The organism is Auritidibacter sp. NML130574, assembly GCF_003185725.2.
GTDB lineage: Bacteria > Actinomycetota > Actinomycetes > Actinomycetales > Micrococcaceae > Auritidibacter > Auritidibacter ignavus.
This window is the reverse complement of sequence record NZ_CP031746.1, coordinates 957580-983460: the sequence shown is the minus strand read 5'-3', so window position 1 is coordinate 983460 and position 25881 is coordinate 957580. Positions and strand designations below refer to the sequence as shown.

Sequence of the window (25881 nt, the reverse complement as noted above, 5' to 3'; positions counted from 1 at the left end):
CTGAGACAGCAGGTCCGAGAGCAGATAACAGCGGGGCGGTTCTCACGATCTGGTGAGAACCGCCCCGCTGTTGCTGTTTGTGCGTTGGAGTCTTATTCGCTACTGGCACCTTCGTGCAGACGCTGGGTCTCATCGTGCCAGGTGCTGGTTTGAGGACGCAACTGGTCTTCGACCTGGCGCGCATGGTGAGCGCAGAACAACAACACGCCACCGGAGGCGAGAACTGCCCGAACGTAGGCCTGTGCGCCGCACCGATCGCAACGATCGGCACCGGTCAAGGTCGGTGACTCAACTGCTGTTGCTGTGGACATTGGGCCTCCTCTGTGTGGTCCAAGCGAAGTTGGGCGGTTGGTACCACCCTCGCAGGTACATGCTGTCTTTGACAAGTTCAACACAAGCATCTCGCCTTTTAGTCCCGGCGTGCCCCGAAGTGGGAAACGCTGTCGGCGAAACGCTATCGAACGGGTGCTGGACCTGACCAATGATTGCATTGATTTCCGGACATGGTCGCGTTTCTGTCAGAGCTTACGCGAAAGGCGAACCAAGAACATGTGTTGGAACGCCAAAATACTTCGGTCAGACAAAAACGGCTAGTGTCAACAGGAGAGAAAGTCCAAGCTCTTAAGCGCCCATCACTCAGCAGATGAAAGGTCAGCGGATTCCGTGTCTCGAAACAGTGAATACAATGCCCATCAGCTTTCCGTACTCGAAGGACTTGAGGCGGTTCGTAAGCGTCCTGGGATGTATATTGGCTCTACCGATTCCCGGGGGCTGATGCACTGTCTCTGGGAGATCATCGATAACTCCGTGGACGAAGCTCTGGCCGGCTACGGGCAGTCCATCACCATCACGTTGGATGCCGATGGCAGTGTGGAGGTTGAAGACCACGGACGCGGTATTCCTGTCGACCTCGAGCCCCGTACCGGCTTGTCTGGTGTCGAAGTGGTGTTTACAAAGCTCCACGCCGGCGGAAAATTTGGTAGTGGTTCCTATAACGCCGCCGGTGGCCTCCACGGTGTGGGCGCGTCAGTCGTTAACGCGCTGAGCTCTCGTCTGGACGTGCACGTTTTTCGTGGTGGCAAGACTTACCAGATGTCGTTCCAGCGCGGGAAGCCAGGAACCTTCGAAGATCATCGGGCTCCCAGCCCCGATGCGCCGTTTAGTCCGAAAACAGAAGCCGGAGATATCCCCGTGGTGGGCAAGGCGAAGCGCGGACACACCGGTACGAAGGTGCGCTATTGGGCCGATGAACAGATTTTCACCCCGGATGCCACCTTCCAGTACCAAGAACTTGAAGACCGTGCCCGTCAGACCGCATATCTGGTGCCCGGCCTGAGGATTACGATCCGAGATTTGCGTCGGTTGCCGGGTACTGCCGGAGCCGAGGGGCCCCACGAACAGGTCTTCCAATACGACGGGGGTATTTCGGAATTCGTCGACCACCTCTCCACACTGAATCCGGTTACCGATATTTGGCGGTTGCAGGGGTCAGGGTCCTTTACCGAACGCGTGCCGGTTCTCGACGAGGATGGACGTGCCCAAATGCAGGATGTGGACCGTGATTGCGATGTGGATATCGCTCTGCGTTGGGACATCGGGTACGACACTCGGGTAAAAACTTTCGTGAATATCATTGCTACCCCGAAGGGCGGTACTCACCTCTCCGGTTTTGAACAAGCTATGACGAAGGTGTTCCGGAAAGCGATTCAGGCCAATTCCCGGAAACTGAAGCCCGGTCAGGACAAGATCGAGCGTGACGATATCCTGGCGGGACTCACCGCGGTGCTCACCGTGCGTCTGGCCGAACCGCAATTCGAAGGTCAAACCAAAGAGGTGCTGGGTACTCCGGCTGCCAAACAAGTCGTCAATAAGGTGGTCACCGAGCAACTGGGTGCCATTCTGAAGTCCACGAAACGCCAGGACAAACAACAGACCACCCAGCTGTTGGAAAAGATCGTCGCGGAGATGAAATCTCGCGTCTCGGCCCGAACTCATAAAGAAAACCAGCGGCGCAAGAACGCACTAGAAACCTCGACCATGCCGGCCAAGCTGGCCGACTGTCGCACCAATGACGCCATCGGGTCAGAATTGTTCATTGTTGAGGGTGACTCAGCGCTGGGGACGGCGAAAATGGCTCGTTCCTCAGAGTTCCAGGCGTTGTTTCCGATTCGTGGCAAAATTCTCAATGTTCAAAAGGCCTCAGTGGGGGATATGCTCTCCAATGCTGAGTGTTCAGCGCTGATTCAAGTGGTCGGCGGTGGCTCGGGGCGGTCCTTTGATTTGAACGCGGCCCGCTACGGCAAGGTGATTTTGATGACCGATGCTGACGTGGACGGGGCTCATATTCGCACTTTGCTGTTGACCTTATTCTTCCGCTACATGCGCCCGATGGTGGAAGCCGGCCGGATTTACGCCGCTGTTCCACCGTTGCACCGGGTTGAAATTATCAACTCTGGCTCGAAGGAGAACGAGGTCATGTACACCTATTCCGAACAAGAGCTCAAAAACCTGCTGGGCTCGTTGGAATCCGATGGCCGGAAGTATAAGGAGCCAATTCAGCGGTATAAGGGCCTGGGCGAGATGGACGCCGACCAGCTCTCAGAAACCACGATGGATCCGCGCTACCGCACGCTGCGGCGGGTGAATATTTCGGAATTTGAGGCGGCCGAGGAGATCTTTGAGCTACTGATGGGGTCCCATGTGGCCCCGCGCAAGGATTTCATTATCTCTGGGGCACAAGAGCTCAACCGGGAACAGATTGATGCCTAGTGGTTACCGTAATAGTCGGCGGTGAGCTCTAGTCCGCGGTCAATGCTGATCTCGGGTTTCCAGGCCAAAACCTCACGGGTACGACGCTGGTCGAACCAGTGGGCGGTGGAGAGCTGTTCGGCGAGAAACCGGGTCAGTGGGGGCTCATCGTCATGTTCTCCGGTGAGGTCCCAGATCTTTTCAATCACGGCTCCAGCGACGGTGGCCAGCCCGGCCGGTAATCGCAAGGTGGGTTCTGCAGCGCCACCGGCGATGGCAATCTGACGAATCAGTTCACCGACCGGACGGGGTTCCCCGTTGGTGACGACCAGGGCTTCACCGTGGTGGTTTTCGATAGCTGACACGGCTGCGAGCACCGCCGAGATAGCGTTGTCGATAAACAGCGTGTCGATCAGTGGGGCACCGGAACCCAGGATGGGCATACGGTGGCTGCGGGCGCGATCGATGATGCGTTCGGTCAGCTGGGTATCACCAGGGCCCCACATCAAATGGGGGCGAAGCACCAGCACACGGAAGTCTTCGCGGTCAGCTGCAAGCACCAGGCGCTCACCGGCTGCTTTGGTTGCGGCGTAGTGCCCGCGTGCCTGGTCGGGGTCGGCCGGTTGGGCGGTGGTACCCACCAGAGAGCGACCGGCGTGAGCGACCGAGGGAGAGGATACGTGAATCCAGCGGTTCACCGTTCCCGCCCGGTGTGCAGCATCTAGCAGGTTGCCCGTGCCCTGAATGTTGACGTTGCGGTACGCTTCGGCCGGACCCGAAACAGAAACCTTGGCGGCTACGTGGATGATGGTATCTACACCCTGCACAGCGCGGGCAACCAGTTCGGGATCAGTGATGGATCCCAGCACGTCGTAAGCGCCGGCGATCCCGCTTCTGCGACGCTGCAACGTGGTTAGCTGTGCGCCGGCAGCGACCAGCGCGGATGCGACACCGGAACCCAGCAGTCCCGAGGCTCCGGTGACCAGGACATGACGCGTGCTGAGATTGGGCAGAGCAACGGCGAAACGATTCATGGCTTGCCAACCTTTCCTCCGGTGAGGACTCGATCGGCCCAGCGGGCCAACCGGGAGCGGTCAATCTTGGAGTTATGGCGGATATCCACCGGGATGCTGTCGACTACCAATACGGCGGCGACGGGAACATCTCCCGGTGTGGTGACGGCGCTACGCACGGTTGCCGTCAGTTGGGTGGGAGCCAGTCCAGGCTTGATTGGGCCAGTGACCTCACGCTCGGGTTCGATAATGACCACCAGAGCTTGGGTGCCGGCCGGTCCGTGTCCGACAGCTGCAGCCCGGTATACCTCTGGTAATGCGGCGACGTGTTCTTCGATGTGCACCGCTCCCAGGGGTCCAGCCGGGGTGGAGATGACGTGGTGGGTGCGACCTTCGATCCAGAGTCGGCCGGACGCATCCAGGTGCCCGATATCGCCGGTGCGGTGCCAGCGTAACCCGTCGAGCTGATCGCGGGAGGCTTGAGCGGTGGTGTACCACAGTGCGTCATAGCCTTGGCGCATATGGGAGGCTGAGACCACGATTTCGCCCAGCTGGTCCACCGTATCCTCGGGGTTATACAGTGTTTCGGCCGGGATACCATGGTCATCCAGCGGGGCCATGGTGAGGCGGACTTCACCGGCCGGGGTGCCCACCAGTACACCGGGGTTGCCAGCGACTCGGTCATGCCATACGGGGAGTGAATCCCGGCTTGTGGCATCAACACCTGGATATCTCTGACTGGGTCCGGGGACACCGGAGCCCCGGCCGAGAGCATCATGGTAATCCCGGCCAGTGTTTCGCGCTGGGCACGGGAGAGTTCCCGGGCCGTTGCTGCCACATTGCGCAATGCCGCCGGGGAACCAAAGGCGATCGTGGACTGACCGGCAATGGTCGCATCGGCCAGAGCAGAGGCGGTCAGGGTTGCCGGTTTGGTGACCGACATGCGCGGGGTGACCGAGGTCGCACCAATGGCCGGGCTCAGCAGCGCGAAAGGCGCGAACCCAGCCAAAAGCGAGGCGCCGGGAGTGACGCCGAAGGTATCGCGCAACAGCTGGGTGAGGTGGGAGAGCCCGGTGTGGGTGTAGCGCACACCCTTGGCCGGCCCGGTGGAGCCGGAGGTGAACAGGATGGCGGCCAGACTCTCGGGGTCCGGGGTGGGAGCCTGTAGGGCTGAAAGCCGGGTAGTGGTTTTCTCGCGCAGTGCCATACCATAGAGCGAGTCTTCGACGCCCAGTACGCCAGCCAGCGGAGTGGACAGGGTGGACACCGAGATGCGACGTCCCGGCCATCCCTGGGCGCGCGCCAGGATCAGCCCGGGGGTTTCACCAATAATCCAATCCGGGTTGGCACTACGAACCGCTCGGGTCATACCGGTGATCCCCAGCCCTTGATCGGCAATGACCGCGACACCGCCGATGCGCAACAATGCGTAAAGTCCCGCGGTGAGATCACGTCAGGGAGGAACCAGGGTGCAGACCCGGTCCCCGGGGCGCAGTCCAAGATCCCACAGCCCCTGGGCTATGGCGGCCACGAGCTGGGAAAGCTGAGCCCAGGAAGCGGTGAAGGGTTTTCCGCGGTCGCTGACCGACATATCCACCAGGGCCGCAGTTGCGGAGTCTTCGCCACGGTACAGGAACTCCCACAGTGGCTGGTAGGGCACCTGGTGGGCTGAGCCGGCGGGGCGGGGTTGGTTGGCAGAGTGACCACTGTGTGTGATGGTGGCGGTGGTGTTGACGGTGGGAGAGCTGTCGTCGGCGGAGAGTTGTTGGGAGACCCATTCCAGGACGATCGTGGCGTAGTCGACGTCTTCGACGATCAGGTGCCCGCCGGTTTCCACTCGGTGCACATCGGCTTGAGGCAGGCGTTGGCGCAAATCGTTGAGGTAGCGATCCTGGAATACCGGATCTGTAGCACCCCAGATGAGCAGGGCCGGTAACGAGGTCTCGCTGAGTGCTGTGGCCACTCGGCGGAGCGCAGGAGCACTGCGGTGGGTGGCATCAGTGGGGATGTCGGCGACGAACCCGCCCACACCGCCACGGTCGGCTTGGTGCCGGTAAGGCAGGTTCAGTGGATCGCGCACCGGAGGGGAGCAGGAAGGGGATCGTCCTCGGACTGGTGCACGGCCGTGTTCAGTGTCATCAGCCCGGCGAGGTGATGGGATCCAGCCTGATGCGCTCGCAGAGCAGCGCCCAAGGAGATGACCCCGCCCCAGTCGTGGCCGAGGGTGAAGACCGAGTGCTCAGCTTCCGGGATGAGAACTGTGAGCAATTCCTGCAGATCGGTGATCCGATCCTCCAGGGCCAGGTAGTCGTCACCATTGCCGCTGTGACGAGGCAGTCCCCGGTGGGCTAACCGATCGGAGAATCCCATGTCCCGCTGGTCGGGGGCGATCACCCGGAGGACGGGGTATCGTTGTGGGTCGGAGACGGCCCGGTCGTAGGTGGTGTTGAGCAATGCGCGCCACAGATACGACCAGGTGGGGTTGCCGTGTACGGCCACGATGGTGGCGTGGGGGGGGGTCAGTCCCTGGGCTTCGAGAGCCGGGCCGGTGTCCATGACGTGGAAGCCGGCGGGATGTTCTGCTCGTGCGAGAGTGACCAGGTGAGAAAACTCTGGACGGAAACCGGGAAGCTCGGTCTGCATGGTCTCGGAGTCGGGTTGATGGGCGGCACGAGTCACAATCACAGCAACACTCTTCTTTCTCGAGGGTGTGGACCGGGTGGGGCTATTACCACTGCAGATCGAGCATGGCCACGTTGAGTCCGGAGCCAACACCCATGCACAACACAGAATCGCCGGGGCTCAGCATGTCTTTTTCCCGGGCCAAGGTCACCGGTAGCGCGGCGGGTCCGATATTGCCCAAATCCGGGAACGTGACCGGGATCTTGTCTGGGTCAATCCCGGCGGCCTGAATAATGGCGTTGGTGTGCTGGGAGGAGACCTGGTGGGTGATGTAGCGGTCGGCCTCGGACCACTTCCATGCCGGGTCGGCGTCGTTCCAGGCAGCCATGACCAGGTCGAGACCATTGGCTAGCAGAGCCGCGGAGTCGGTGCTCATGCCCTTATGGTCTCCGGCGCACAAATGGTTGAACTCGGTACCTGCCCGGGTGACGCTGTGCAGGATGCGGTGCCCCTCGGGGTGACGGTCGCTCGGCCCAATAACCGCAGCGGCGGCCCCTGATCCCAGGGTCAGGGTGGCGAATTGGGAGAGGAAGGCATCGCGGTTGGTGGCTTCGTGTACCTTGGAAGCATCTTCTCCGGCAACGACCACCACCTAGTCCACTTGTCCTGAATCAATCATGGTCGCGGCCAACCCCATCCCGTTGACAAATCCCAGGCAGGCGTTGGTGATGTCAAAGTTCATGGCCGAGCTCGGCAGTCCCATTTTGTCGTGAACCACCACGGACACCGCTGGTTCCAGGTGGGTGCGGATGACCGAGGTGTTGATCAAAAGCCCCACCTGGTCTGGGGTAGGGCACGATGACGCGGAGACTTCAGTTTCGCGGAACCAGGTCTGGGGCAATCGCGATGATAGGGTTCGCGACGACCGCTCGCCTAGCCATGTCTTCTTACTCTATCGGTCACGAAGAAGTTGACGGCATTTGGCCTTAATGAAAGCCTGTTAGTTTTCTTACACCCCGCACAGCGTCAGGGCTGCCGGGACAATCAACAGGCAGGCTGCCAGGGTGATGATCAGGGCTTGTTGCCAACCGGGTAGAGGGGGGCGGCTGGAGAGGAGCCGTTTGAGTCGTACCGCGGTTACCGAGGTAGTGCGGTCGGCCGGCTGGTCCGAGGAGAGGGGTTTGGCGATGGTATGTGGGGAGTCGTGGCTGGCAACCATGGCCATAGACCGGATTAAGGTCGCGCGATCGATGCGCGCCAGAGCTGCATCATCGGCAAGCATCTCGGTGAGCGTGGTCACCGCAATCCGTGAGGTCTCGGTGGCGACCAGCCAGGATGCCGCCCGGTGCCAGGCCTCAAACCCCACCCGCAATAGGTCGTGACGCTGACGCAAATGGGCCTTTTCATGTTCGATCACCGCTGACAATTCGGCCTCGGTTAGTCGCTCCATCAATCCCTGAGAGATCACGGTATACGAGCCGGACAGTGCGGGAATGCAGTAGGCCAGCGGGTGCTCGGAGGGGAGCAACAAAGTGGTGACGCCACCGGAATTGCGTTGGTATGGGGTCAGGGTCTCAGAGGCCGTGGGGTCGTGGATGACTTCGGAGAGTAACTGCACCGTCTCGCGGTGGCGACGACGCTCCAGGGTGGTTCGCCATGCGGAGTACACCAGGCTCAGCACCAGATGTACGCCGATGGCGACTGCCAGGGTTCCAGCCACGATCTCTAGCCCACCCCAGCGTGGGTCGAGGTGGAGAGCGAATAAACCGTGGTTGGTGATCGCCTCGAATATTTCTGTCCCGGCAGGGATGAGCCCGGAGCCGAATTTGCGGACTGCATAGAGCAAGGGTGCTGAAATCAGGGCTAGACCGCCACCGAGCCCCACCGCTTGCCATAAAATCATCGCTGCCACGGGAGCGCGAGCAGGCCACTGGGCGCGCCCCAGAAGCACAGGTACGGGCCAGGCCAATAGCACGGCCACGAGGGCGAGAAGAATGGGGGCCATAACAACGTGGGTCGAGAATGCGACGAATGGGCGGACGGCGTTGCGGTTAAGGGACTGAGCCCCTCTAGTTTACTGACTGAGTGATTCGTCGCGAGCATTCAGGATGCTCCGAAGAGTCGCGAGTTCCTCAGAGTTAATGGAGCCCACAAATTGAGCAAGCACCGCTTGACGATCTGGCGCCTGGTTGAGGACCTCGTGCAAAACATCAGCGGTGTGGGCTTCCCGGGTTGCTCGGGCGGTGAAGGTGTGCGGACGCTGTTGCTGGTCCTTATTCACAAAACCTTTTTTCGTCAGCCGGGTCAGCACCGTCAGGATCGTGGTGATCGCCGGAGTATTCTTGGTGGAGCCGGTACGCTGCTCTAATCGCTCGCGTAAGTCATTAGCGGTCATCGGCGCAGAGGAATCCCACAGCAGATTCATGACGGCTTGTTCCAGCTGTCCTAATGAACCAGTGTTCATACTCTGTACTCCTTGGGGCTGACGGTCACGGTAGTAGATTTATTCTACGCATTGTAGAAGTTTCGGTGCACTATGACGACATAGTGGCCTGATGCCATATCCACGACCGTTGCTCTCGGGTGCTTTTCACGGGGCGCGCCTGCTTGATCTGCGTCATACGCTACCGGGGCACCGTGTGTTGACCTCAGTCTAGGCGAATTTTCTACAACGTGTAGAAATCTTTTCTACGCAGCGTAGAAAAGTGGTTATGATGGTGGTAGCTTATCCGGCGATCAAGCGTTGTACGGAGTGAGTCTCACTGCGAGCATCGTGTCGTATCACCGTTTGAGCCTCGAGTTTGAGGCCTTGGCGACAGGGTTTTGACCGAGGTCGACCACAGCCGAACTCGACCCATCTCTTGCATTCGTCGGCGCGTTAGGCGCTCGTGAGGAAGGAATCCTGATGGATCCACTTGAGGTAGCCCGGTGGCAATTCGGTATCACGACCGTTTACCACTTCCTGATGGTTCCATTGACAATCGGCCTCGGTATTGTGCTGGTGTCAATGCAGACCATGTGGCATCGCACCGGTAAAGAACACTATTTACGCATGACGAAGTTCTGGGGCAAGATCTTTTTGATCAACTTCATCATGGGTGTAGCCACCGGTATTGTCCAGGAGTTCCAGTTCGGAATGGCCTGGAGCGAATACTCCCGGTTCGTTGGCGACGTTTTCGGTGCCCCGCTGGCCATGGAAGCTCTGATCGCATTCTTCTTGGAATCGGTCTTCCTCGGTATCTGGATTTTCGGCTGGGGCAGAATTTCCCCTCGTTTGCATTTAGCGACTCTGTGGGCCGCGGTGATTGGTTCGGTGGTGTCGGCCTATTTCATTCTGGCCGCAAACGCCTTCATGCAGCACCCAGTCGGCATTGAATACGCCGATGGTCGAGCTCAGATGATCGATATCTGGGCCGTGCTAACTAACCCCACCTTGTTGGTGCACTTCCCCCATACCATTTTCGGCGCCCTGTCCGTGGCCGGCTCCATGCTTTTCGGTGTGGCCTGGTACCACCTGTGGAAGCGTCGCAAAGACGGTATCGACTCCGTCAACACCAACGGCGAAGTGATCATTGGTGCCACCGGCTCCAAAGCTCGTGACGGTATTGACCATACCGTGTGGCGGACCTCGTTCCGCTGGGGTGGTTGGATCGCCCTGGGTGCCTTCCTAGGCACGGCCTTTACCGGTCACGCTCAAGCTCAAATGATGATCGAACAGCAACCGATGAAAATGGCAGCCGCTGAAGCTGCCTGCCACGACGGGACCGGTTTCTCGGTGCTGACGGTCGGAGATATTTCCAATACCGACGGAGCCACCACCTGTGATGACGTGGTGGGCGTCTTTGAGATTCCGGGCCTGCTGTCCTACCTGGCCTACGGCGACTTCAACACCGACGTCCCCGGTGTGAACACCCTGATCCCGATTTATGAAGAAAACTTCGGTACCCACCTGCCCGACGACCCCATGTACGGTGAACGTGCCGGGTCAGAGATTGAGTACCTGCCGGTCATGGAAGTCACCTACTGGGGCTTCCGGCTGATGATCACCTTTGGTGGTCTGGCGGCCTTGGCAGCCGCTATTGGACTCTTCCTGGGGCGCAAGGGCACCGTGCCGCAAACTCCGTGGCTGATGCACGCCGCCTGGCTGTCGATCCTGGCACCGTTTGGCGCCAACGCGGCCGGTTGGATCTTCACGGAAATGGGGCGTCAACCCTTCACGGTCGCCCCCAACCCCGACCCCACCGGAGTGGATCAGGTCTGGCAGTTTACCGCTGCCGCGGTGTCACCGGGAGTCGACGGGCGTGAGATTTTGTTCTCGCTGATCGTCCTCACTCTGGTTTATGCGGTGTTGCTGGTGGTCGAAGTGGTTCTGTTGGTCCGTTACATCCGCGGTGGTGTGCCGGCAGGTATGCCGGAGCTGACTGCAGATGAAGAAAACGACGGGGATGACCAGAACAAAGATTCCTCTGATGTTCTGTCCTTCGCGTACTAAATGAGAGAACCCAGTAGAGAAAGGTAATCACGCCATCATGGAATTTCTTCCCACCCTGTGGTTCATCCTCATTGCAGTGCTCTGGACCGGATACCTCGTGCTTGAGGGTTTCGACCTCGGTGTCGGAATGCTCATGAAGTTCTGGGCTCGCAACGAGTCCCAACGTCGTGTGTTGCTGAACACGATTGGCCCCGTGTGGGACGGCAACGAAGTGTGGTTGATCACCGCCGGTGGCGCCACCTTCGCGGCTTTCCCAATGTGGTACGCCTCGTTGTTCTCAACCCTCTACATCCCGCTGACCCTGGCCCTGCTGGGGCTCATCTTCCGCGCGGTCGCGATCGAGTATCGGGGCAAAGCCCACACCACACGAGTGCGTAACTTGTGGGATTGGGCACTGTGTCTCGGGTCGTTGACGGCAGCCTTCTGTGTCGGGGCGATGCTGGCCATCACCACCACCGGTCTGCCACTGAATGAGAACGGTGACCGAGTGGGTCACGCCTTCGTCTGGCTGAACTCTTGGGCTGTGATCGGCGGACTGGCCGTGGTTGGTTTCGCCTTGGCTCAGGGATGGGCCTTCCTCGGCCTGAAGACCATGGGCGCTCCACGAGCAGCCGCCAAACGCCACCTGTCCCGGTGGCTGTGGGTCTACCTGTTACCGATGGCCGGCTGGGCTGTCGGTGTCCTGATCCTCTACCCGAAGGTGATGCCGTGGATCCTGCTTGTTGTCGCCGTGGCAGGCATGATTGCCGCACTGGTTTTCGCGGCCCAGGAACGTGAAGGTTGGGCCTTCTTTGGGATGACGGTCTTCGTTGCCGCCGGTGTGGCAGCGATCTTCTGGGCGCTGTACCCCAATGTGTTGCCCTCTACGCTCAACGACGCGTGGAACCTTACCGTCAACAACGCCTCCTCCTCGGATTACACGTTGACCGTGATGGCCGTGGTCGCAGCGATCTTCGTGCCGATCGTTTTGGCGTACAGTAGCTGGAGTTACTGGGTGTTCCGCAAGCGGATCGCCGAAACCCATATCCCTGAATCCAAGGTCGTGACTCCGGTCTGAAACCAGAACTACCAACCTCTGCGACAGGACGCCGTGCTCTGATAGGGCTCGGCGTCCTCGCCGTGGTGAAAGCTCTCGGATGGATCCTGATTGCCATCGGGATCGCCCGAGGCATCTCGCAGCTGGCTGCCTCACTGCCCACCCAGGACGCAGCCCAACTCATTGACCTCTTCTTCAATCCTCCGGCCACCTCACCGGGCATCGTCGAATCACTAGCCCAAGCTGCCTTCACAGCCGAATTCCTCGCTCCCGTGGTGACTGGCTTCGGGGGAGCGGTGTTGCGCGGTGTCGCCGTCTGGGGCCAACAGGTGTTGGCCTCCCGGGCCGCGCTGGGCGAAAAAGAATATTTGCGCGCCCAGCTGGTCACTCATCGGCTCAACGCCGCCGGCGAACACGCCGATCGAGCCGGCGAAGACGCGGTACTGGCCTCCAAAGGTCTCGATGGGTTGGATAAGTACTACACCGAGTTCCTGCCGGCCCTACTTTCCGCCCTGGTCATTCCCGTTCTGCTTGGCGGCTGGATTCTGCTACACGACTGGGTTTCGGCACTCATTTTGGTCATCACTGTGCCCCTGATCCCGGTCTTTATGATCCTGATCGGTCGGTATACCGAATCCCGGGTCGATGACGCCACCGCGGGGCTCAATCGGCTCTCGCATCACTTATTAGAGCTCGCCCGCGGTCTGCCCGTGCTCGTTGGGTTGCGCCGTGCTGGGGTGCAGCGGAAGTCCTTGGCGACGGTGTCAGAAAAATACCAACGCACCACCATGTCCACCCTACGAGCCGCGTTTATGTCCAGCCTGGCTCTGGAACTCATCGCGACCCTGTCGGTGGCGGTGATCGCGGTGTTGATCGGGGTGCGTCTGGTCTACGGGGGACTAGAACTCAACGTGGGCCTGATGGTGCTCACCCTGGCCGCGGAAGTATATTTGCCCTTCCGTGATGTTGGCTCTGCCTTCCACTCTTCCGAAGACGGTGTGGACGCCCTGCGACGCGCTCGCGAACAGATCAACCAGCCCGAAGCCAAAACCCTCGCCGAATCCCTGCGGGCTGAGTCAACCTATGAAACGGGCACTGTCTCCATCGACAACCTCAGCATTGCCTACCGCTCCTTCACCGAAATCACAGCGGAAAAACTCCCCGATATTCGGGCGCTCCACCACGATGACCCACGACGGGCCAAAGTGCTGGCCCACAAGAACCATGCGGGCCCGACCCATCGGATGCAGGTGTTAGACCCGGTGGTCACCGGGTTGAGTTTGAGCTTGGCACCGGGAGAAATCACCGTGTTCGGTTCGGCCTCGGGGACCGGAAAATCTACGGTGCTCAACGCCTTGGCCGGAGTACTCACCGAGGCCGAAGCAGAATTCCGTGGCAGGGTGAGCGGCCTCGATGAGCTCCATGTGGCCTGGTTGGCCCAGCACCCCAATTTCAGTGAACCCACCGTGGCCGAGGAATTGGAGTTCTATGTCCGACTGGACCGCCCTGAGGCCACCGCCGATACCGTCGAGTCCTTGGTGGCTCACGCCTTGGCTACGAGCGGGCTGGTCGACTATCAATCCCGCATCGTCAACGATCTCAGCCCCGGGGAGCGCCGGCGCCTGGGCTTCGCCCGCGTGGTCATCCGGTTACTCGCCGCCGGTGACGACGCCCGTGGCTGGCTACTGATACTGGATGAGCCCACCGCCCACTTGGATCCAGCCTCCGCTGACGCCGTCCGGGAGACGCTGGCCACGCTGAGACAACGACGTCTCCCTAAAGCGACCGATCGCACGCACCACGTCGGCGAGACACCACTGCTTCCACCGATCACGATGGTGGTGGCCTCCCACGATCCCGAAGTGCACCACCTGGCCGACCATTTGGTGGACGGTGCCAGGGTGACGACCGATGCCACGACCGTTCAGACCGTGACACACGCTGCGACCACACCGGTAGCAGATACCGTGTCTGCCGGTGCACGAATCACCGACCAGGCGGAGCATAGCGCTACCACGCCCCAGAGGTCTTCCCCAGACCACCACAGGGCGCACCAGCCACACGACACCGAGAACCACCGGCTCAGCCTGGGACAGTGGATCCGGTTCTTGCCGTTGAACCGCGGAAAATTCCTGGCCGGAGTCTTTTGGTCGGCCGCTGCCGTGCTTTCCGCCGCGCTCCTATCGGCCCTGTCCGGATGGCTCATTGTGCAGGCCTCTTACCAGCCCCCGATCCTCTACTTGCTGGCCATCATTGTCGCGGTGCGTTTCTTCGGCATCGGCCGGGCAGTGTTTCGTTACGCCGAACGCTTGGCGGTCCACGACGCGGTGCTGTCCTGGGCTGATGACTTGCGCCTGAAGATTTGGGACGCTCTAGGCTCCCAAGCGCAACAGTGGACCCGACTGACCCGCACCGGTGGCGCCCTGTCGGTGTTGATCTCCGACGTTGACGAATTGCGCGATGCAGTACCGCGCGTTATCGTCCCCATTCCCGCCGCGGTGATCGCGTGGTTGGCGACGCTGGGGATAACCATGTACTTCGCCCCCGGAGCCTGGTGGCCCGCCCTGGTTGCCGGACTTTTCGGCATCGTCGTCATCCCGGGCTTGGTTGCTCTCAGCGATGCGCGGTCGACGGCGATGCTGGCCGATCACCGCACCCAGGTGATGTCGCAAACCTCCCGACTGTTGACAGCGGCCGCAGATTTGGCCGGCAATGGGGGCGCAACGGTGGCCTCGGAACGCTTTGCCCGCTGGGATCTCCACCACCAGCGCCCCTTGAAACGCCATTCGATGGTTGCCGGCCTTGGCCAGGGGCTATCCTCATTGGTCTCCGGCTGGGCCGCCATCCAGATCATGTGGGAATGCGTCCAACACGGCATCAACGCCCCTCATACCGCGCTGGTGGTGATGATGATGCTCGCCCTCGCCGAGCCCTTCGGACTGTTGAACCAAGGGGTTCAAGAGTTCTCAATTCTCCGCCGGCAACTGCAGAAGATCGGTCCATTACTGGAGACCTCGCAGACCGCCACTGGTGGTTGGGTGCAGGTCGAGGCAGTGCCCACCCCACCGGCGACTGACGACGTGGCTGAACAGAAGCGCGCCCACCATCGCGATGTGGTCGTCAGCGCGGTGGAGGTTGACCAGATTGACGTGGCTTATGCGCCACACGGACCGTTAGTACTGGCAGATTTGAGCTTGCAGGCCACCCGCGGTGACTTTTGTGTGGTTACCGGACCGTCAGGGTCTGGAAAGTCCACGCTGTTGGCGGTACTGCTGGGTTTCTTGCGACCACAATCCGGGCGCATGGTCCTGCATGCCACCCGGCGCACAGACGCCACCGAGTCCGGTACTGACAGCATCATCGGCCCGGAATCTGCCCTGGGCGCGATCGCCTGGTGCCCGCAGGAGGCGTATCTTTTTGACTCCACGCTACGCTCCAACCTGGCTCTGGCCCGCGACCCGGATGACCGACCCGAGGATGCCGAGCTCATCCGTGCCCTGAAAACCGTGGGACTGGCCGACTGGCTCGAGGTGGCCCCGAACGGGCTCGACACTCGACTGGGCCCCTCCGGACATTTTGTCTCCGGCGGTCAACGTCAACGCATCGCTGTCGCCCGGGCTCTCATCGCTCGTGCTGACGTCGTGCTCTTGGATGAACCCACTGCACACCTAGGTGCCGATGAAGCAGCGCACCTCGTAGCGGATCTCAAGAGGGCCTTGGCCGATCGAACCGTGGTGATGGTCACCCACGATTCCCGATTCGCCACCGCTGGAAACCAGGCGGTGACGCTGGGTTAGCCGGTGCGTGGGCAGGGGCTAGAACAATCCTTCCGGTTGCTGGTCGGATGGTTCGGACGGTGCCGACGCGCTGTTTACGGTCACCGGTGAGCTGGCGGTCCCCACGGTCTCTACGGCCGAATCCAATAGCACACCGGAGGCATCCCGGTCACTGTGCTCAGTGGGCAGGTTCCGAGCCGTACCACCGCTGGTACTACCGCGCGGATCGCTTCCGGCCCAGGCGAGTTTCAGCCCGGTCTCGCCACGTAGCATCCGGTGAGCGCGCACGCCCCTGGTCGCCCGGCCTTTGGCCGGGAACTGACTGAGCAGGCTACGCTTAGCTGACCCCACCGCGCCTAACAGGTCTTCCTCTGCCTCGGTGACGGTCACCACCTCCGCCTGCTCGGTTGCGACAGCCGGTATGACGCCCAGGGCAATGACCTCATCCTCCTCGGAGAGCTTGATGCCGGCCACCCCACCGGCGTGGCGCCCTTGAGGGCGCACCTTGCTGGCTTCAAACCGCAAGAGCTGTGCTTGGGCGGTGATTAACACGATCGTGTCGTCGTCACGGTCGGCCACGGCGACTGCCACCACCTGATCGTTGGTCTTTAGGCTAATGGCATCAAATTCGTCCTGGTTCAACGGCCACTCATCCCGCACCCGCTTGATGACACCCTGGCGGGTCGCCAGTGCCAGCACCTTATTGAGTGGCACCAGGCCGACGAGGTCTTCTCGGTCCGGTAAGGGAAGGAACTGCGAGACCTTCACCGCATCGGTCATTGTCGGCGATTCGGTAGGTTGACTGAGCACCGGTACATCGACCGTATTGAATCGAATAATCCGCCCCGTGGAGGTCACCGCGCCCACTTCGCCGCGGGCGGTGGTCGCGACCACCGACTGGAAGACATCATGGCGTTTCCGTCGCCCGGCGGCCACGAGCGGGGTTCGATCCACAGTGCGCACCAGCTGACCAGAGGTCGACAAAATTACCCAGCACGGGTCATCGGCGATCATCATCGCCGAGGCAGCTTTCTCCGGGGACTTCTTCGCCTGGGCGGTCGAGGGGACCGGCGCCAATTCCTCGGACTTCAGCAAGGTTGTGCGGCGCGGGTCGGAGAAACTCTCTGCGATCTGCCCCAGCTCGTCCGAGACAGTTTCGCGGAGCTTGTCATCAGAAGCCAGAATCGCTTCCAGTTCGGCGATCGCTGCCGTAAGCTCTGCCTGTTCAGATTCGAGTTCGATCCGGGAGAACTTTGTCAGCTGTCGTAGTCGCAACTGCAGAATATGGTCGGCTTGTACCTCGGTGAGGTCAAAGACCATCATTAGTCGTGACCGGGCCGTTGCAGCGTCATCGCAGGAGCGGATGATCTCAATAACCTCGTCAATATCGACGAGTGCCAACAGTAGTCCCTGGACCAAATGCAGCCGGTCCCGGCGTTTGCCTAACCGGTATTCGGTGCGCCGACGCACCACGGTGAGTCGGTGGTGTACATAGACGTGAAGCAGTTCTTTTAGTCCCAGCGTGCGCGGCTGGCCATCGACGAGGGCCACGTTATTGATCCCGAAGGATTCCTCCAACGGAGTGTGCTTATACAGCTGAGCCAACACTGCCTGCGGATTGAACCCGGACTTCAGCTCAATGACCATCCGTAGCCCGTGATGCCGGTCGGTGAGATCCACCACGTCGGCCACGCCGGTGACTTTTTTGTTATTGACCGCGTCCTTGACCTTATCGATCACCTTTTCCGGCCCCACCCCGTAGGGGAGGGCGGTGATCACCAAACCGGTCCGGCGAGCACTGACCTGCTCCACGGTGATGCTGGCCCGCATCTTGAACGAGCCACGGCCGGTTTCATAGGCCTCTTTAATGCCCTCCAGCCCCACGATCTTGCCACCCGAGGGCAGGTCCGGGCCGGGCACAAACTTCATCAACGCGGCGGTATCGGCCTCAGGGTGGGCCAGCAGGTGTTGGGCGGCAGCAATAACCTCACCTAAGTGGTGGGGTGGCATATTGGTGGCCATCCCCACCGCAATACCGGAGGCGCCGTTGACCAACAGGTTCGGAAAGGCCGCTGGCAACACCGAGGGCTGGAAGATCTGATTATCGTAGTTGGGCTCAAACTCTACGGTGTCTTCACCAATATCGGCGGTCATCGCCACCGCGGCCCGGGTCATCTTCGCCTCGGTGTACCGAGAGGCCGCTGGACCGTCATCGACCGAGCCGAAGTTCCCGTGACCATCCACCAGTGGCAGGCGCATATTAAAGTCCTGAGCCAACCGCACCATTGCGTCATAAATGGCCCCATCACCGTGCGGGTGGAGCTTACCCATCACTTCGCCCACCACGCGCGCCGATTTCACGTGCCCTTTCTCTGGGGTCAGCCCCATCTGGCTCATCATGTACAGGATGCGACGTTGCACCGGTTTTAGTCCGTCCCGGGCATCGGGCAGGGCGCGAGAATAAATAACCGAATAGGCATATTCCAAAAAGGACTGTTCCATCTCGGCAGACACATCGATATCGATGATCTTCTGTTCCTGGTCCGGCACGGTTTGGGGCGCCAGCTTGCTGTCAGCGGTGGAACGCGGTGTCGACTTTTTCGCCATGGTCCTCTTCGGTCTATACTTTCGCTGATATCGGTCCAGAGTCTAAGCTGAGTCTATGGGAGAGCTCACCACAGACCGTGCATATCCAGCTCATTGGGAAGCAGATGTCGTACTCGCCGATGGTGCCACTGCCCGGATGCGCCCGGTGTCACCTCATGATGCGCAGGCGCTACAACAGATGCACCAGCATCAGTCCCAGGACTCTATCTACTTTCGCTATTTTACGTATAAGTCCTCGCTGTCAGCCAAAGAGCTCGAGCGTTTTACCGTCGTGGACTATCGCGACCGGGTCGCGTTCGTGATCTTGCACGGCGACGAACTGCTTGGCATTGGCCGATATGATCGCTTGCCCAACTCCTACGACGCCGAGGTTGCCTTCAATATCGCCGACCGGCACTCCGGTCGCGGACTGGCCTCGATTCTGATGGAACACCTGGCCGAAGCCGCCCGCGAGAACGGGATCCGGCGTTTCGTGGCCGACGTGTTGCCCGAGAACCAGAAGATGCTCTCCGTCTTCCAGGCCGCCGGCTTCGATATCAAACGCTCTTTTGAAGACGGTGTCATTGTTGTGGAATTTCCGCTGGACGAGACCGCCAAAACGCGTGCGGTCATGGAATCGCGCGAACACCGCGCCGAAGCCAAGTCCTTGGGTGAGTTGCTACGGGCCGAATCCATTGCGGTGATCGGTGCCTCGCGGGACTGGGGGTCGGTCGGTTACGCGCTGATGGAAAATATCATTGAAGGCAAGTTCACCGGACCGGTCTACGGCATCAACCCCGAAGCACTCGAGCTGGCCGGGATGATCTCGTTGGGGTCCATCGCTGAGGCTCCCGGCGATGTGGACGTCGCGGTGATCGCGGTGCCGGATCACCAGCTTGATAAGGTCATTCGTGACTGTGCGGCCAAAGGTGTGCGCGGTCTGGTGGTGGTCTCCGATCTGAGTGCCCAGGACACTTCGGCCATAGACCGCCAGCGCCAGCTGGTCTCCTTGGCTCGTTCCTACGGGATGCGTCTGATCGGGCCCGCCTCGGCCGGAATTATTTCCACCGACCCCGAGGTTTCGCTCAACGCCTCGGTGGCTGCGGCGATGCCCAAACGTGGCTCCATCGGACTGTTCTCCCAATCGGCTGCGCTCAGCGCTAATCTCTACACCGAATCCAGCCGACGTGGCATCGGGGTCTCCTCGGTGATTTCGGCCGGGAACCGTGCCGATGTGTCCGGTAACGATGCGATGCAATACTTCGAAGACGATCCCTACACCTCAGCGGTGGGTATTTATCTGGAATCCTTCGGTAATCCGCGGAAGTTCTCCCGTATCGGACGGCGTCTCTCGCGGAAGAAACCGGTGGTGTTGGCCAGTTCACCGGCCATGGGACGCCGGTTGCCTCCCGGTCACTCCACCCGTACCACCCAGGCTCCGCTGGGCACCGTGGAATCGATGCTGGACCAGGCCGGGGTGATTCAGACCAACTCCACCGCCCACATGATGGACGTCCTCCAGGTGCTGGCCTGTCAGCCGGTCCCTGGTGGCGACCGGCTCGGCGTGATCGGCAATGCGGTTGCTATTAACGAGCTAGTTGCCGAATCGGCCGAAATGCAGGGTCTGAAGGTTACTCGCCGGGACGCGGTGTCGGGACTGCCTGAAGACCATACCGTCGAGCAGGCTTTCGGTGCCTTCTCCGAGGCCATTGAACAGGCCGTGGAATCGCAACAGGTCGATACCGTACTGGTCTGCGTGCAGTCAGCCATGACTCAGTTGCCTGGCGATGCCCGAGAATTGGCCAATCAACTCGGTGAGATCGCTGCCGACACTGAGGTTACTGTGCTGGCCTGCTTTACCGCGGTGCTGGACCAGGCCTTTACCCCGACCGGCGTTTTCGGTGCGGGCACCTACCGGGAACGCACCGAAGCTGAAGCCGCGGAAGAAATCACACTGTCGGCCCAGCACGGACTACCGGTCTTCAGTACTCCGGAAAGCGCGCTGAAAGTCATTGCCCAGCTGACTCGCTACCAGGCTTGGCGGGACGCCGATCAGGGCAAAGAACTCGAATACTCTGATCTTGATCGGCACCGTGCCGTTGATCTGGTCACCGAATGGGCCCAAGAAGCCGTCGGCACCGACCTGCTGGCTCTGGATCAGCACCAAACCGCCGAGCTGTTGGCGTGCTACGGGATCTCGGTGTTGGAATCCCGGGGATTTAGTACCGCAGACGAAGCTGTGGCCGCTGCTGAAGAACTTGGCTTCCCGGTCGCCCTAAAAGCCGTGGACGCCAATCTGCGCCACCGCTTGGATCTTGGCGGGGTGCGCCTGAATATTGTCGATGCTGAATCACTGCGAGGCAATGTCGCCCAAATGCGTGAGGTGCTCACCCGCTACGGTAGCCCTGAACTCGAGGTGCAATCGATGGCACCGGCCGGTCAAGGTTGCACGGTGGTGGCCGTGGAAGACCCGCTGTTGGGACCGGTGGTGTCCTTCGGGATCTCCGGTGACGCCGTAGAACTCCTCCACGACTGGGTGCATATGGTGCCACCGCTAACCAGCGCAGATCTGGAACGGATGGTGCGCACCCCGCGGGCGGCCGCCAAACTCTTTGGCTACGGTGGGCTTCGTCCGGCCGATATTCACGGGGTGAAAGAAGTACTCGGACGGCTGTCGATCTTGGCCCATGACTTACCCCAGGTGGTGCGGGTGCGGTTCTCGCCACTATTGGCCTCCGAAGACAACGTCAGCGTGCTCCAAGCAGAAGTCCAGCTGGCCAACGCAGCTCGCCGGACCGACTCAGCCCGCCGGGCCTTGAGCGGATGATGAGATATCCAGTAGCAGACCACCGGTTACGCTTTATGATGGGATCATGACAGACCTCTCCTCGGACATCGATACCTCGCTGTCACCCTGGTCAGACATTTACCACGCTGGGTTCTACCCCGAACTGGTGATCAGTGCGCTGTACGATCAACTCGATTCCCGTGAGATCCTCGCTTCGCTAGTCCACGTGGAGACCCACGTGGACTACAACGACCTACACCGCCACCTGACGGTCTTGGCACTGACCGACACCGCACTGGCTGCCGTGCACCTGACCGACTTCGTCGCCGAAGAATACGCAGGTGCCACCCGGGCGCAAGTGACCACCGAGATGGTCCCGCTGGATGCGCTGGACTCGGTCTCGGTCACCACCGTCCACGACCAGCCGGCCACGTGGACTCCGGATCTGCCGGTGGCTGAGGTGACCCTGAGCGTGTTGTGGCGTGGCAATCAGCGCCTGGAGCTGGTCCCGGCAGTCTGCCCGGATCCCGACTGTTCTGCCGACCACGGGGTGACCGGAACCAGTACACCAGAAGATCTTGCTCTGCGGGTCGCTGCCGAAGCCGAGGGCCAACAGGCTGTGGACCAGGCCCTGGCCTTTGCCCGCACCCTGCGGACCACCTTTTTGACCGCTCGGGACCAGCATCGCTGATGATCGATCGTCATACGCACTACCCCCAGTCTCCGGGGATCTGGGACGTTGTTCCGGCCCTGCTGAATTCGCTGAGGCCCTCGTCTGATGCCCAGCCGGTCGCGACGACGAGCCTGCAGCTTCCCCAGGCTGGGTCTGGCATGGTGATTCTGGTCGACGGGCTAGGAATCCGCCAGCTGGTGGCCTACTCTTCCTACGCTCCCACCTTGCGCCAGATGCTCACCCGCCAAGGAGATCACGCTGCTGCTACCGGTGGTGCCCCAACCGAAATCTCTACGGTGTTACCCACCACCACGGCGAGCGCTTTGACTTCGATGGCCACAGGGTTGTTACCCGGCCGACACGGACTAGTGGGCTATGACAGTTTCGACCCGGATCGTGGCCAGGTTATTAACCAGCTGGGCAACTGGGACCCGGAGGTTAATCCCGAACAATGGCAACCCCATCCCACACTTTTTGAGAGTGTGCAGGCACCGCTGGAGGCCGTCACGGTCTCCTTGCCGGAGTTTGCTGACAGCGGGCTGACCCGGGCTGGTTTGCGCGGTCCGCGCTTTGTGGGGGCACGGTCCCTGGGAGCCCGCTTTCATAAGGCGTTGACGGAGTTGCAACGACCCGGCGCGCTTGTCTACCTGTATATCCCGGAACTGGATAAAGCAGGGCACCGTCACGGGGTCGGTTCTGCCGAATGGATTGAGGTACTGGAAGCGATCGATAGTCACATGCGTCGGCTACGCAGAAAACTATCGACGATCGGCCACCCGGTGAACGTGCTCCTGACGGCCGACCACGGTATGGTCACCATTGCCCCGGCAGACCGGTTGGACACCCGAGAACATTCCGAACTCTACGACGGCGTGCTGCACACGGCCGGGGAACCTCGCTTTTTCCAGTTGTATTTCGCTCCCGAGGCCGACGACAGTCACCGGCGCGAGATCCAGCAACGGTGGGAGAAAATCTATGGCGAAGTAGCCATCGTCATTAGTCGCGACCGAGCAGAACACGACGGCTGGTTCGGGCCCTTAGAACCCCGGGTGGTGCCCCGTATTGGAGACCTGCTGGTGGTAGCCCAGAGCGATATCGCACTCTACGACTCACTCCGGGCTTCAGCGATGTCCTGGGAGATGTGGGGCCACCACGGATCGACCACCGACGATGAACGCCTGGTGCCACTGCTGGTGATCGACTGAGAAATCTCACAACGAGCGGAGGCTGTAGAGTAGCGCTTCGTCTCAGTCGTCTTTGCGGGTGCCGAACATAATCTCGTCCCAGCTGGGCACCCGGGGACGCTTGCGTGTGGACTTAGACGCGGAGCTACCGCTCCGCCCGTCTTTGCCGTCCTGGTGGTGTTGGGTGGATTGCTGGTGCAAGGCGTTACCGCGAGAGGCCTCATCCATCCCGTCAAAGGCATCGGTTTGACCCTCATATTCAGAGGATGAGACAGAAGACAGTGATGATGTAGACTTCTCTGGTTGGCTTGACTCGTCCTCGACCCCTGCCCGCGTGGACGGCTCCGGCTCCTGCTGCCCCGGTTGTTCCGTATCCGGATCGGTCTGATCAGCTGTCTCAGACTCAGCAGGTTTAGCGGAATCGGATTCCCCGCTGACCACCAGACGTGGTCCAGTCCAGGAGGTGGGGTGCTCCTCGCGAGTGATCATCATCGCTAGCTCGTCATCAGCGTCTTCATCGACGCCCAACCGTTGCCCGCGTCGGGCGTGCAGGACCTCGAGTAACTCTTCTTGCGCATCGGAATCAAAATGCCGTCGCGGTCGCGGGTCAGGCTTTTCGGTGGATTCCACGTCAAAAACACGTTCCGCTGATGACACTGCGCTCAGCCGTCGGGTGGGTGTCGCGGTAGGAGTATCGAGTGGTTCGAGTTCGGAGAGCACCTGGGCCCACCGGTTGAGATTATCGACATGCTTGGCGGCGGGACGGAAACTCCAGCGGGCCACCGGCTCGTCGCCGATTTGGGTTTGGGCGCCGTTATCTTGGAAACTGGCCGAGATGGTCCAGTGGTTGGAGCCCTCTTCCTTCCACGCGTCCCATTCCAGGGTGGAGGTGTCTAAGCCCAGTGCCGCCAGCCGGTGTCGCACCATGGGTTCCAGCAGAGCCGGTTCTTCACCAAAAACGGCCCGGTAAATATCGTGACCTAATTGCGGAGAAGAGACTTCGATCGCGCGGGCCTGATCAACAATCCAGCGGCGTTCGGCTAGCACCGGGGCCTCGTAGATCTTCAACCGGTCCAGGCTGACGTCGTACCGAGAAGCCAGCTCGTCCACAGAGTAGCCGGCGCGGATCTTGGATTGAATATCTCGGGGAGACAACGTCACCGCTGCTGCCTCGTCGGCTGCGGCCGCCGAGGGCCGGCCAATGGGGCGGGTGGTGGCATGACGTAAAGCATCGGTGATCGGCAGGGAGAACTCTTCGCCAGCATCATTGGACAGAATCAGGTGGTCACCGGCATCATCGACACCAACGAGGCGCAACGGTTGGGCGCGACGTGCACCGGACGCGGTGGTATGGTCTGGTGACTGCGGTGAATCCATAAATTGCCTCCAGAATAGTCCTAGTTCTGTGCTGAACTCTGCCACGTCAGCCCCCACTACACCAGAATCTCGCTCGGTGTGGCGACACATCGCAGGGGGACCGACGAGTGTGAGCGATCCCATAAAGCGGTCAACACGGCACTTCAAGGCACTTCAAGATGTGTTCACTGTTGGCGATTTGAAATTTTGGTCGGGGACAGTAGGATTCTCTGCGAAATGATACTCGGTGAGCGCGTTGTCACGAGGGTCATTCCAGGGATCATGCACCGCGGTAAGCCATCGGTTTGGGCCTGGAATAAAAGAACCAATCACCGAGATTAACCTGTCAGACACTGACACCTGTGCGTTCAGTCGATGACTTAGTGGAGTGGATAGCAAATATATGGCAACTGATTACGATGCGCCCCGCAAAAACGACGATGAGGTCCGGGAAGACTCCATTGAGGAGTTGAAGAATCGTCGGACCGATACGCAGTCTGCCGCGGTCGATGAAGACGAGGCCGAAGCTGCTGAGGGGTTTGAGCTGCCCGGCGCTGACCTGTCGAATGAAGAACTGCAGGTTACTGTGCTGCCGGCACAATCTGATGAATTCACCTGCGCCTCCTGTTTTTTGGTGCGACATCGATCCCAGGTGGCTTATGAAGAAAATGGTCTGCTGTATTGCACCGACTGTGAAGGGTAGCAAGGTTCAGTTGAGCAACAACTGATCGACAACCATGTAGTGGGCGGGCCCGGTTACACCCGGGCCCGCCCACTACGTTGTTATGTCCCTGAGCTGACGTTCCTGCGTCGCGCCGGCAGTGTTGCTGAGCGCGGGGGCTGATGTTGCGCTAATCGGTGTTGGAGTCGGTGGGGGTGTGACCTTCGGAATCGTCGCGCTGTTGTGCTTGTTGTGTTTCTCGTTCTTCGCGCAACCAGTCGGGGATGTTCTCATCCTCGAGATCTTCGGGACGGGCGTACATAGCCCCACCGAGGGCATCAACGAGTTGTTCAGGATTGCGGGTTGACGTCAGCCAATAGGGAGTGCGGTCCCGTTCGTCGGTAATTTGAATACGCACCACCGGCGAGGCCCAACTGCGCAGATTGGTGTAAGCCAAACCGTGAAGTTTCTGACCGCGCTGTTCGAAGGCGTCGTCACCGCGATATCCGGTCACGTTGCCCACGAATCGTCGTTCAATCCCGGCACGACCGACTTGTAAAAACTGTTTGGTGACAATAATTTCAGAGCCCATCCCGACCAAAATGGCCACGGTGATCAGGGCCAATACCACAGCGGAGCCGATTCCGGCCGCGACGTTGATCGGTGCCAGCACCATGTATCCGAGGACACCGAAAAGGACCACGAGTAGCCACATCCAGGGTGTGGCCCGAAGCTTTTCATGGTACAGCACCGGATCATCGGCGGAATCAAGACTGTGTGGAGTCGTCGGTGAAGAGCTCATAATTCTAGGGTCCCATATTTTTGTTCTGTTCATGTTTTCCCGGTGTTGTGTTTTCCCGGTGTTGCAGTGACCTGCAGGTAAGGTGCTCGCCACCAGCCGGGGCCGAAAACAGGCCGAACCCTGGCAGAATACGTGCTGGAGCAC

At 60.5% G+C, this 25881-nt stretch carries 19 protein-coding genes and 1 pseudogene; 8 read left to right on the top strand and 12 right to left on the bottom strand.

Annotation, left to right across the window (positions count from 1 at the left end; translation table 11 throughout):
- Nucleotides 1–92 precede the first annotated feature (92 nt).
- A complete protein-coding gene (locus DCC27_RS04475) occupies nt 93–311 on the bottom strand; it encodes a hypothetical protein (protein ID WP_110110319.1) in 219 nt (72 codons plus the stop codon).
- Between the two features lie 352 nt (nt 312–663).
- On the opposite strand from DCC27_RS04475, the gene DCC27_RS04470 reads away from it, so the two are divergent.
- Nucleotides 664–2769 carry a type IIA DNA topoisomerase subunit B gene (locus tag DCC27_RS04470; protein WP_110110318.1) on the top strand — a complete coding sequence of 702 codons (2106 nt, stop codon included), beginning with the start codon at nt 664–666 and terminating at the stop codon, nt 2767–2769.
- Here the strand turns inward: DCC27_RS04470 and DCC27_RS04465 are convergent.
- The 8 genes and pseudogenes from DCC27_RS04465 to DCC27_RS04445 form a co-directional block, all read right to left on the bottom strand.
- Entirely contained in the window at nt 2766–3782 is a 1017-nt protein-coding gene (locus tag DCC27_RS04465; RefSeq protein ID WP_110110317.1) for an NAD(P)-dependent oxidoreductase, read from the bottom strand. The two genes, DCC27_RS04470 and DCC27_RS04465, sit on opposite strands and share 4 nt — an antisense overlap.
- Nucleotides 3779–3940, bottom strand: coding sequence for a hypothetical protein (locus DCC27_RS12800; RefSeq protein WP_233242968.1), 162 nt, complete (start codon nt 3938–3940; stop codon nt 3779–3781). The genes DCC27_RS04465 and DCC27_RS12800 overlap by 4 nt, the downstream gene beginning before the upstream one ends.
- 8 nt (nt 3941–3948) lie before the next feature.
- Nucleotides 3949–5184 (bottom strand): AMP-binding protein, encoded by a 1236-nt coding sequence (locus DCC27_RS12795; protein ID WP_341849258.1) that lies wholly within the window; start codon nt 5182–5184, stop codon nt 3949–3951.
- Between the two features lie 30 nt (nt 5185–5214).
- The gene (locus tag DCC27_RS12790; protein ID WP_283532661.1) at nt 5215–5841 is read right to left on the bottom strand and encodes an alpha/beta fold hydrolase; all 627 of its coding nucleotides are present in this window, start codon (nt 5839–5841) and stop codon (nt 5215–5217) included.
- Entirely contained in the window at nt 5826–6446 is a 621-nt protein-coding gene (locus tag DCC27_RS12785; protein WP_371682201.1) for an alpha/beta fold hydrolase, read from the bottom strand. The genes DCC27_RS12790 and DCC27_RS12785 overlap by 16 nt, the downstream gene beginning before the upstream one ends.
- A 43-nt stretch (nt 6447–6489) precedes the next feature.
- A pseudogene (locus DCC27_RS04455) lies at nt 6490–7227 on the bottom strand (3-oxoacyl-ACP synthase III); the annotation flags it as partial.
- A gap of 165 nt (nt 7228–7392) precedes the next feature.
- On the bottom strand, nt 7393–8388 hold the full coding sequence (locus tag DCC27_RS04450; protein ID WP_110100464.1) for a M56 family metallopeptidase: 996 nt from the start codon (nt 8386–8388) through the stop codon (nt 7393–7395).
- A gap of 69 nt (nt 8389–8457) precedes the next feature.
- Nucleotides 8458–8847 carry a BlaI/MecI/CopY family transcriptional regulator gene (locus DCC27_RS04445; RefSeq protein ID WP_110100465.1) on the bottom strand — a complete coding sequence of 130 codons (390 nt, stop codon included), beginning with the start codon at nt 8845–8847 and terminating at the stop codon, nt 8458–8460.
- 441 nt (nt 8848–9288) lie between these two features.
- On the opposite strand from DCC27_RS04445, the gene DCC27_RS04440 reads away from it, so the two are divergent.
- The 3 genes from DCC27_RS04440 to cydC all read left to right on the top strand — a co-directional run bounded on the left by DCC27_RS04440 (nt 9289) and on the right by cydC (nt 15708).
- The gene (locus tag DCC27_RS04440; RefSeq protein WP_110100466.1) at nt 9289–10875 is read left to right on the top strand and encodes a cytochrome ubiquinol oxidase subunit I; all 1587 of its coding nucleotides are present in this window, start codon (nt 9289–9291) and stop codon (nt 10873–10875) included.
- A gap of 37 nt (nt 10876–10912) precedes the next feature.
- Nucleotides 10913–11932: a cytochrome d ubiquinol oxidase subunit II gene (gene cydB, locus DCC27_RS04435; protein ID WP_110100467.1), complete on the top strand. Its 1020-nt coding sequence runs from the start codon at nt 10913–10915 to the stop codon at nt 11930–11932.
- A gap of 62 nt (nt 11933–11994) precedes the next feature.
- Nucleotides 11995–15708, top strand: coding sequence for a thiol reductant ABC exporter subunit CydC (gene cydC / locus DCC27_RS04430; protein ID WP_110100468.1), 3714 nt, complete (start codon nt 11995–11997; stop codon nt 15706–15708).
- An 18-nt stretch (nt 15709–15726) separates the two neighbouring features.
- Here the strand turns inward: cydC and DCC27_RS04425 are convergent, their stop codons facing one another.
- Complete coding sequence (locus DCC27_RS04425; protein ID WP_110100469.1) at nt 15727–18294, bottom strand: DNA topoisomerase (ATP-hydrolyzing) subunit A; 2568 nt, start codon at nt 18292–18294, stop codon at nt 15727–15729.
- Nucleotides 18295–18349: 55 nt separating this feature from the next.
- Between DCC27_RS04425 and DCC27_RS04420 the strand changes: the two genes are divergently transcribed.
- From DCC27_RS04420 to DCC27_RS04410, 3 genes are read left to right on the top strand one after another with little or no spacing between them, the layout of a single operon-like run.
- Nucleotides 18350–21100, top strand: a complete 2751-nt coding sequence (locus tag DCC27_RS04420) for a bifunctional GNAT family N-acetyltransferase/acetate--CoA ligase family protein (RefSeq protein ID WP_110100470.1) — start codon at nt 18350–18352, stop codon at nt 21098–21100.
- A gap of 46 nt (nt 21101–21146) precedes the next feature.
- Nucleotides 21147–21752: a DUF5998 family protein gene (locus DCC27_RS04415; protein ID WP_110100471.1), complete on the top strand. Its 606-nt coding sequence runs from the start codon at nt 21147–21149 to the stop codon at nt 21750–21752.
- Entirely contained in the window at nt 21752–22939 is a 1188-nt protein-coding gene (locus DCC27_RS04410; RefSeq protein WP_110100472.1) for an alkaline phosphatase family protein, read from the top strand. The genes DCC27_RS04415 and DCC27_RS04410 overlap by 1 nt, the downstream gene beginning before the upstream one ends.
- A 42-nt stretch (nt 22940–22981) precedes the next feature.
- On the opposite strand, the gene sepH is transcribed toward DCC27_RS04410, so the two are convergent.
- Nucleotides 22982–24295 carry a septation protein SepH gene (gene sepH, locus DCC27_RS04405; protein ID WP_158278477.1) on the bottom strand — a complete coding sequence of 438 codons (1314 nt, stop codon included), beginning with the start codon at nt 24293–24295 and terminating at the stop codon, nt 22982–22984.
- Between the two features lie 382 nt (nt 24296–24677).
- On the opposite strand from sepH, the gene DCC27_RS04400 reads away from it, so the two are divergent.
- Nucleotides 24678–24977: a DUF4193 domain-containing protein gene (locus DCC27_RS04400; protein ID WP_110099700.1), complete on the top strand. Its 300-nt coding sequence runs from the start codon at nt 24678–24680 to the stop codon at nt 24975–24977.
- A gap of 148 nt (nt 24978–25125) precedes the next feature.
- Here the strand turns inward: DCC27_RS04400 and DCC27_RS04395 are convergent, their stop codons facing one another.
- Nucleotides 25126–25737, bottom strand: coding sequence for a DUF3093 domain-containing protein (locus DCC27_RS04395; RefSeq protein WP_110099699.1), 612 nt, complete (start codon nt 25735–25737; stop codon nt 25126–25128).
- Nucleotides 25738–25881: the final 144 nt, after the last annotated feature.

Coding starts and splice junctions, on each gene's coding strand:
- DCC27_RS04475 (WP_110110319.1), bottom strand. CDS start 311: ATGTCCACAGCAACAGCAGTTGAGTCACCGACCTTGACCGGTGCCGAT.
- DCC27_RS04465 (WP_110110317.1), bottom strand. CDS start 3,782: ATGAATCGTTTCGCCGTTGCTCTGCCCAATCTCAGCACGCGTCATGTC.
- DCC27_RS04450 (WP_110100464.1), bottom strand. CDS start 8,388: ATGGCCCCCATTCTTCTCGCCCTCGTGGCCGTGCTATTGGCCTGGCCC.
- DCC27_RS04445 (WP_110100465.1), bottom strand. CDS start 8,847: ATGAACACTGGTTCATTAGGACAGCTGGAACAAGCCGTCATGAATCTG.
- DCC27_RS04440 (WP_110100466.1), top strand. CDS start 9,289: ATGGATCCACTTGAGGTAGCCCGGTGGCAATTCGGTATCACGACCGTT.
- cydB (WP_110100467.1), top strand. CDS start 10,913: ATGGAATTTCTTCCCACCCTGTGGTTCATCCTCATTGCAGTGCTCTGG.
- DCC27_RS04425 (WP_110100469.1), bottom strand. CDS start 18,294: ATGGCGAAAAAGTCGACACCGCGTTCCACCGCTGACAGCAAGCTGGCG.
- DCC27_RS04420 (WP_110100470.1), top strand. CDS start 18,350: ATGGGAGAGCTCACCACAGACCGTGCATATCCAGCTCATTGGGAAGCA.
- DCC27_RS04415 (WP_110100471.1), top strand. CDS start 21,147: ATGACAGACCTCTCCTCGGACATCGATACCTCGCTGTCACCCTGGTCA.
- DCC27_RS04410 (WP_110100472.1), top strand. CDS start 21,752: ATGATCGATCGTCATACGCACTACCCCCAGTCTCCGGGGATCTGGGAC.
- sepH (WP_158278477.1), bottom strand. CDS start 24,295: ATGGATTCACCGCAGTCACCAGACCATACCACCGCGTCCGGTGCACGT.
- DCC27_RS04400 (WP_110099700.1), top strand. CDS start 24,678: ATGGCAACTGATTACGATGCGCCCCGCAAAAACGACGATGAGGTCCGG.
- DCC27_RS04395 (WP_110099699.1), bottom strand. CDS start 25,737: ATGAGCTCTTCACCGACGACTCCACACAGTCTTGATTCCGCCGATGAT.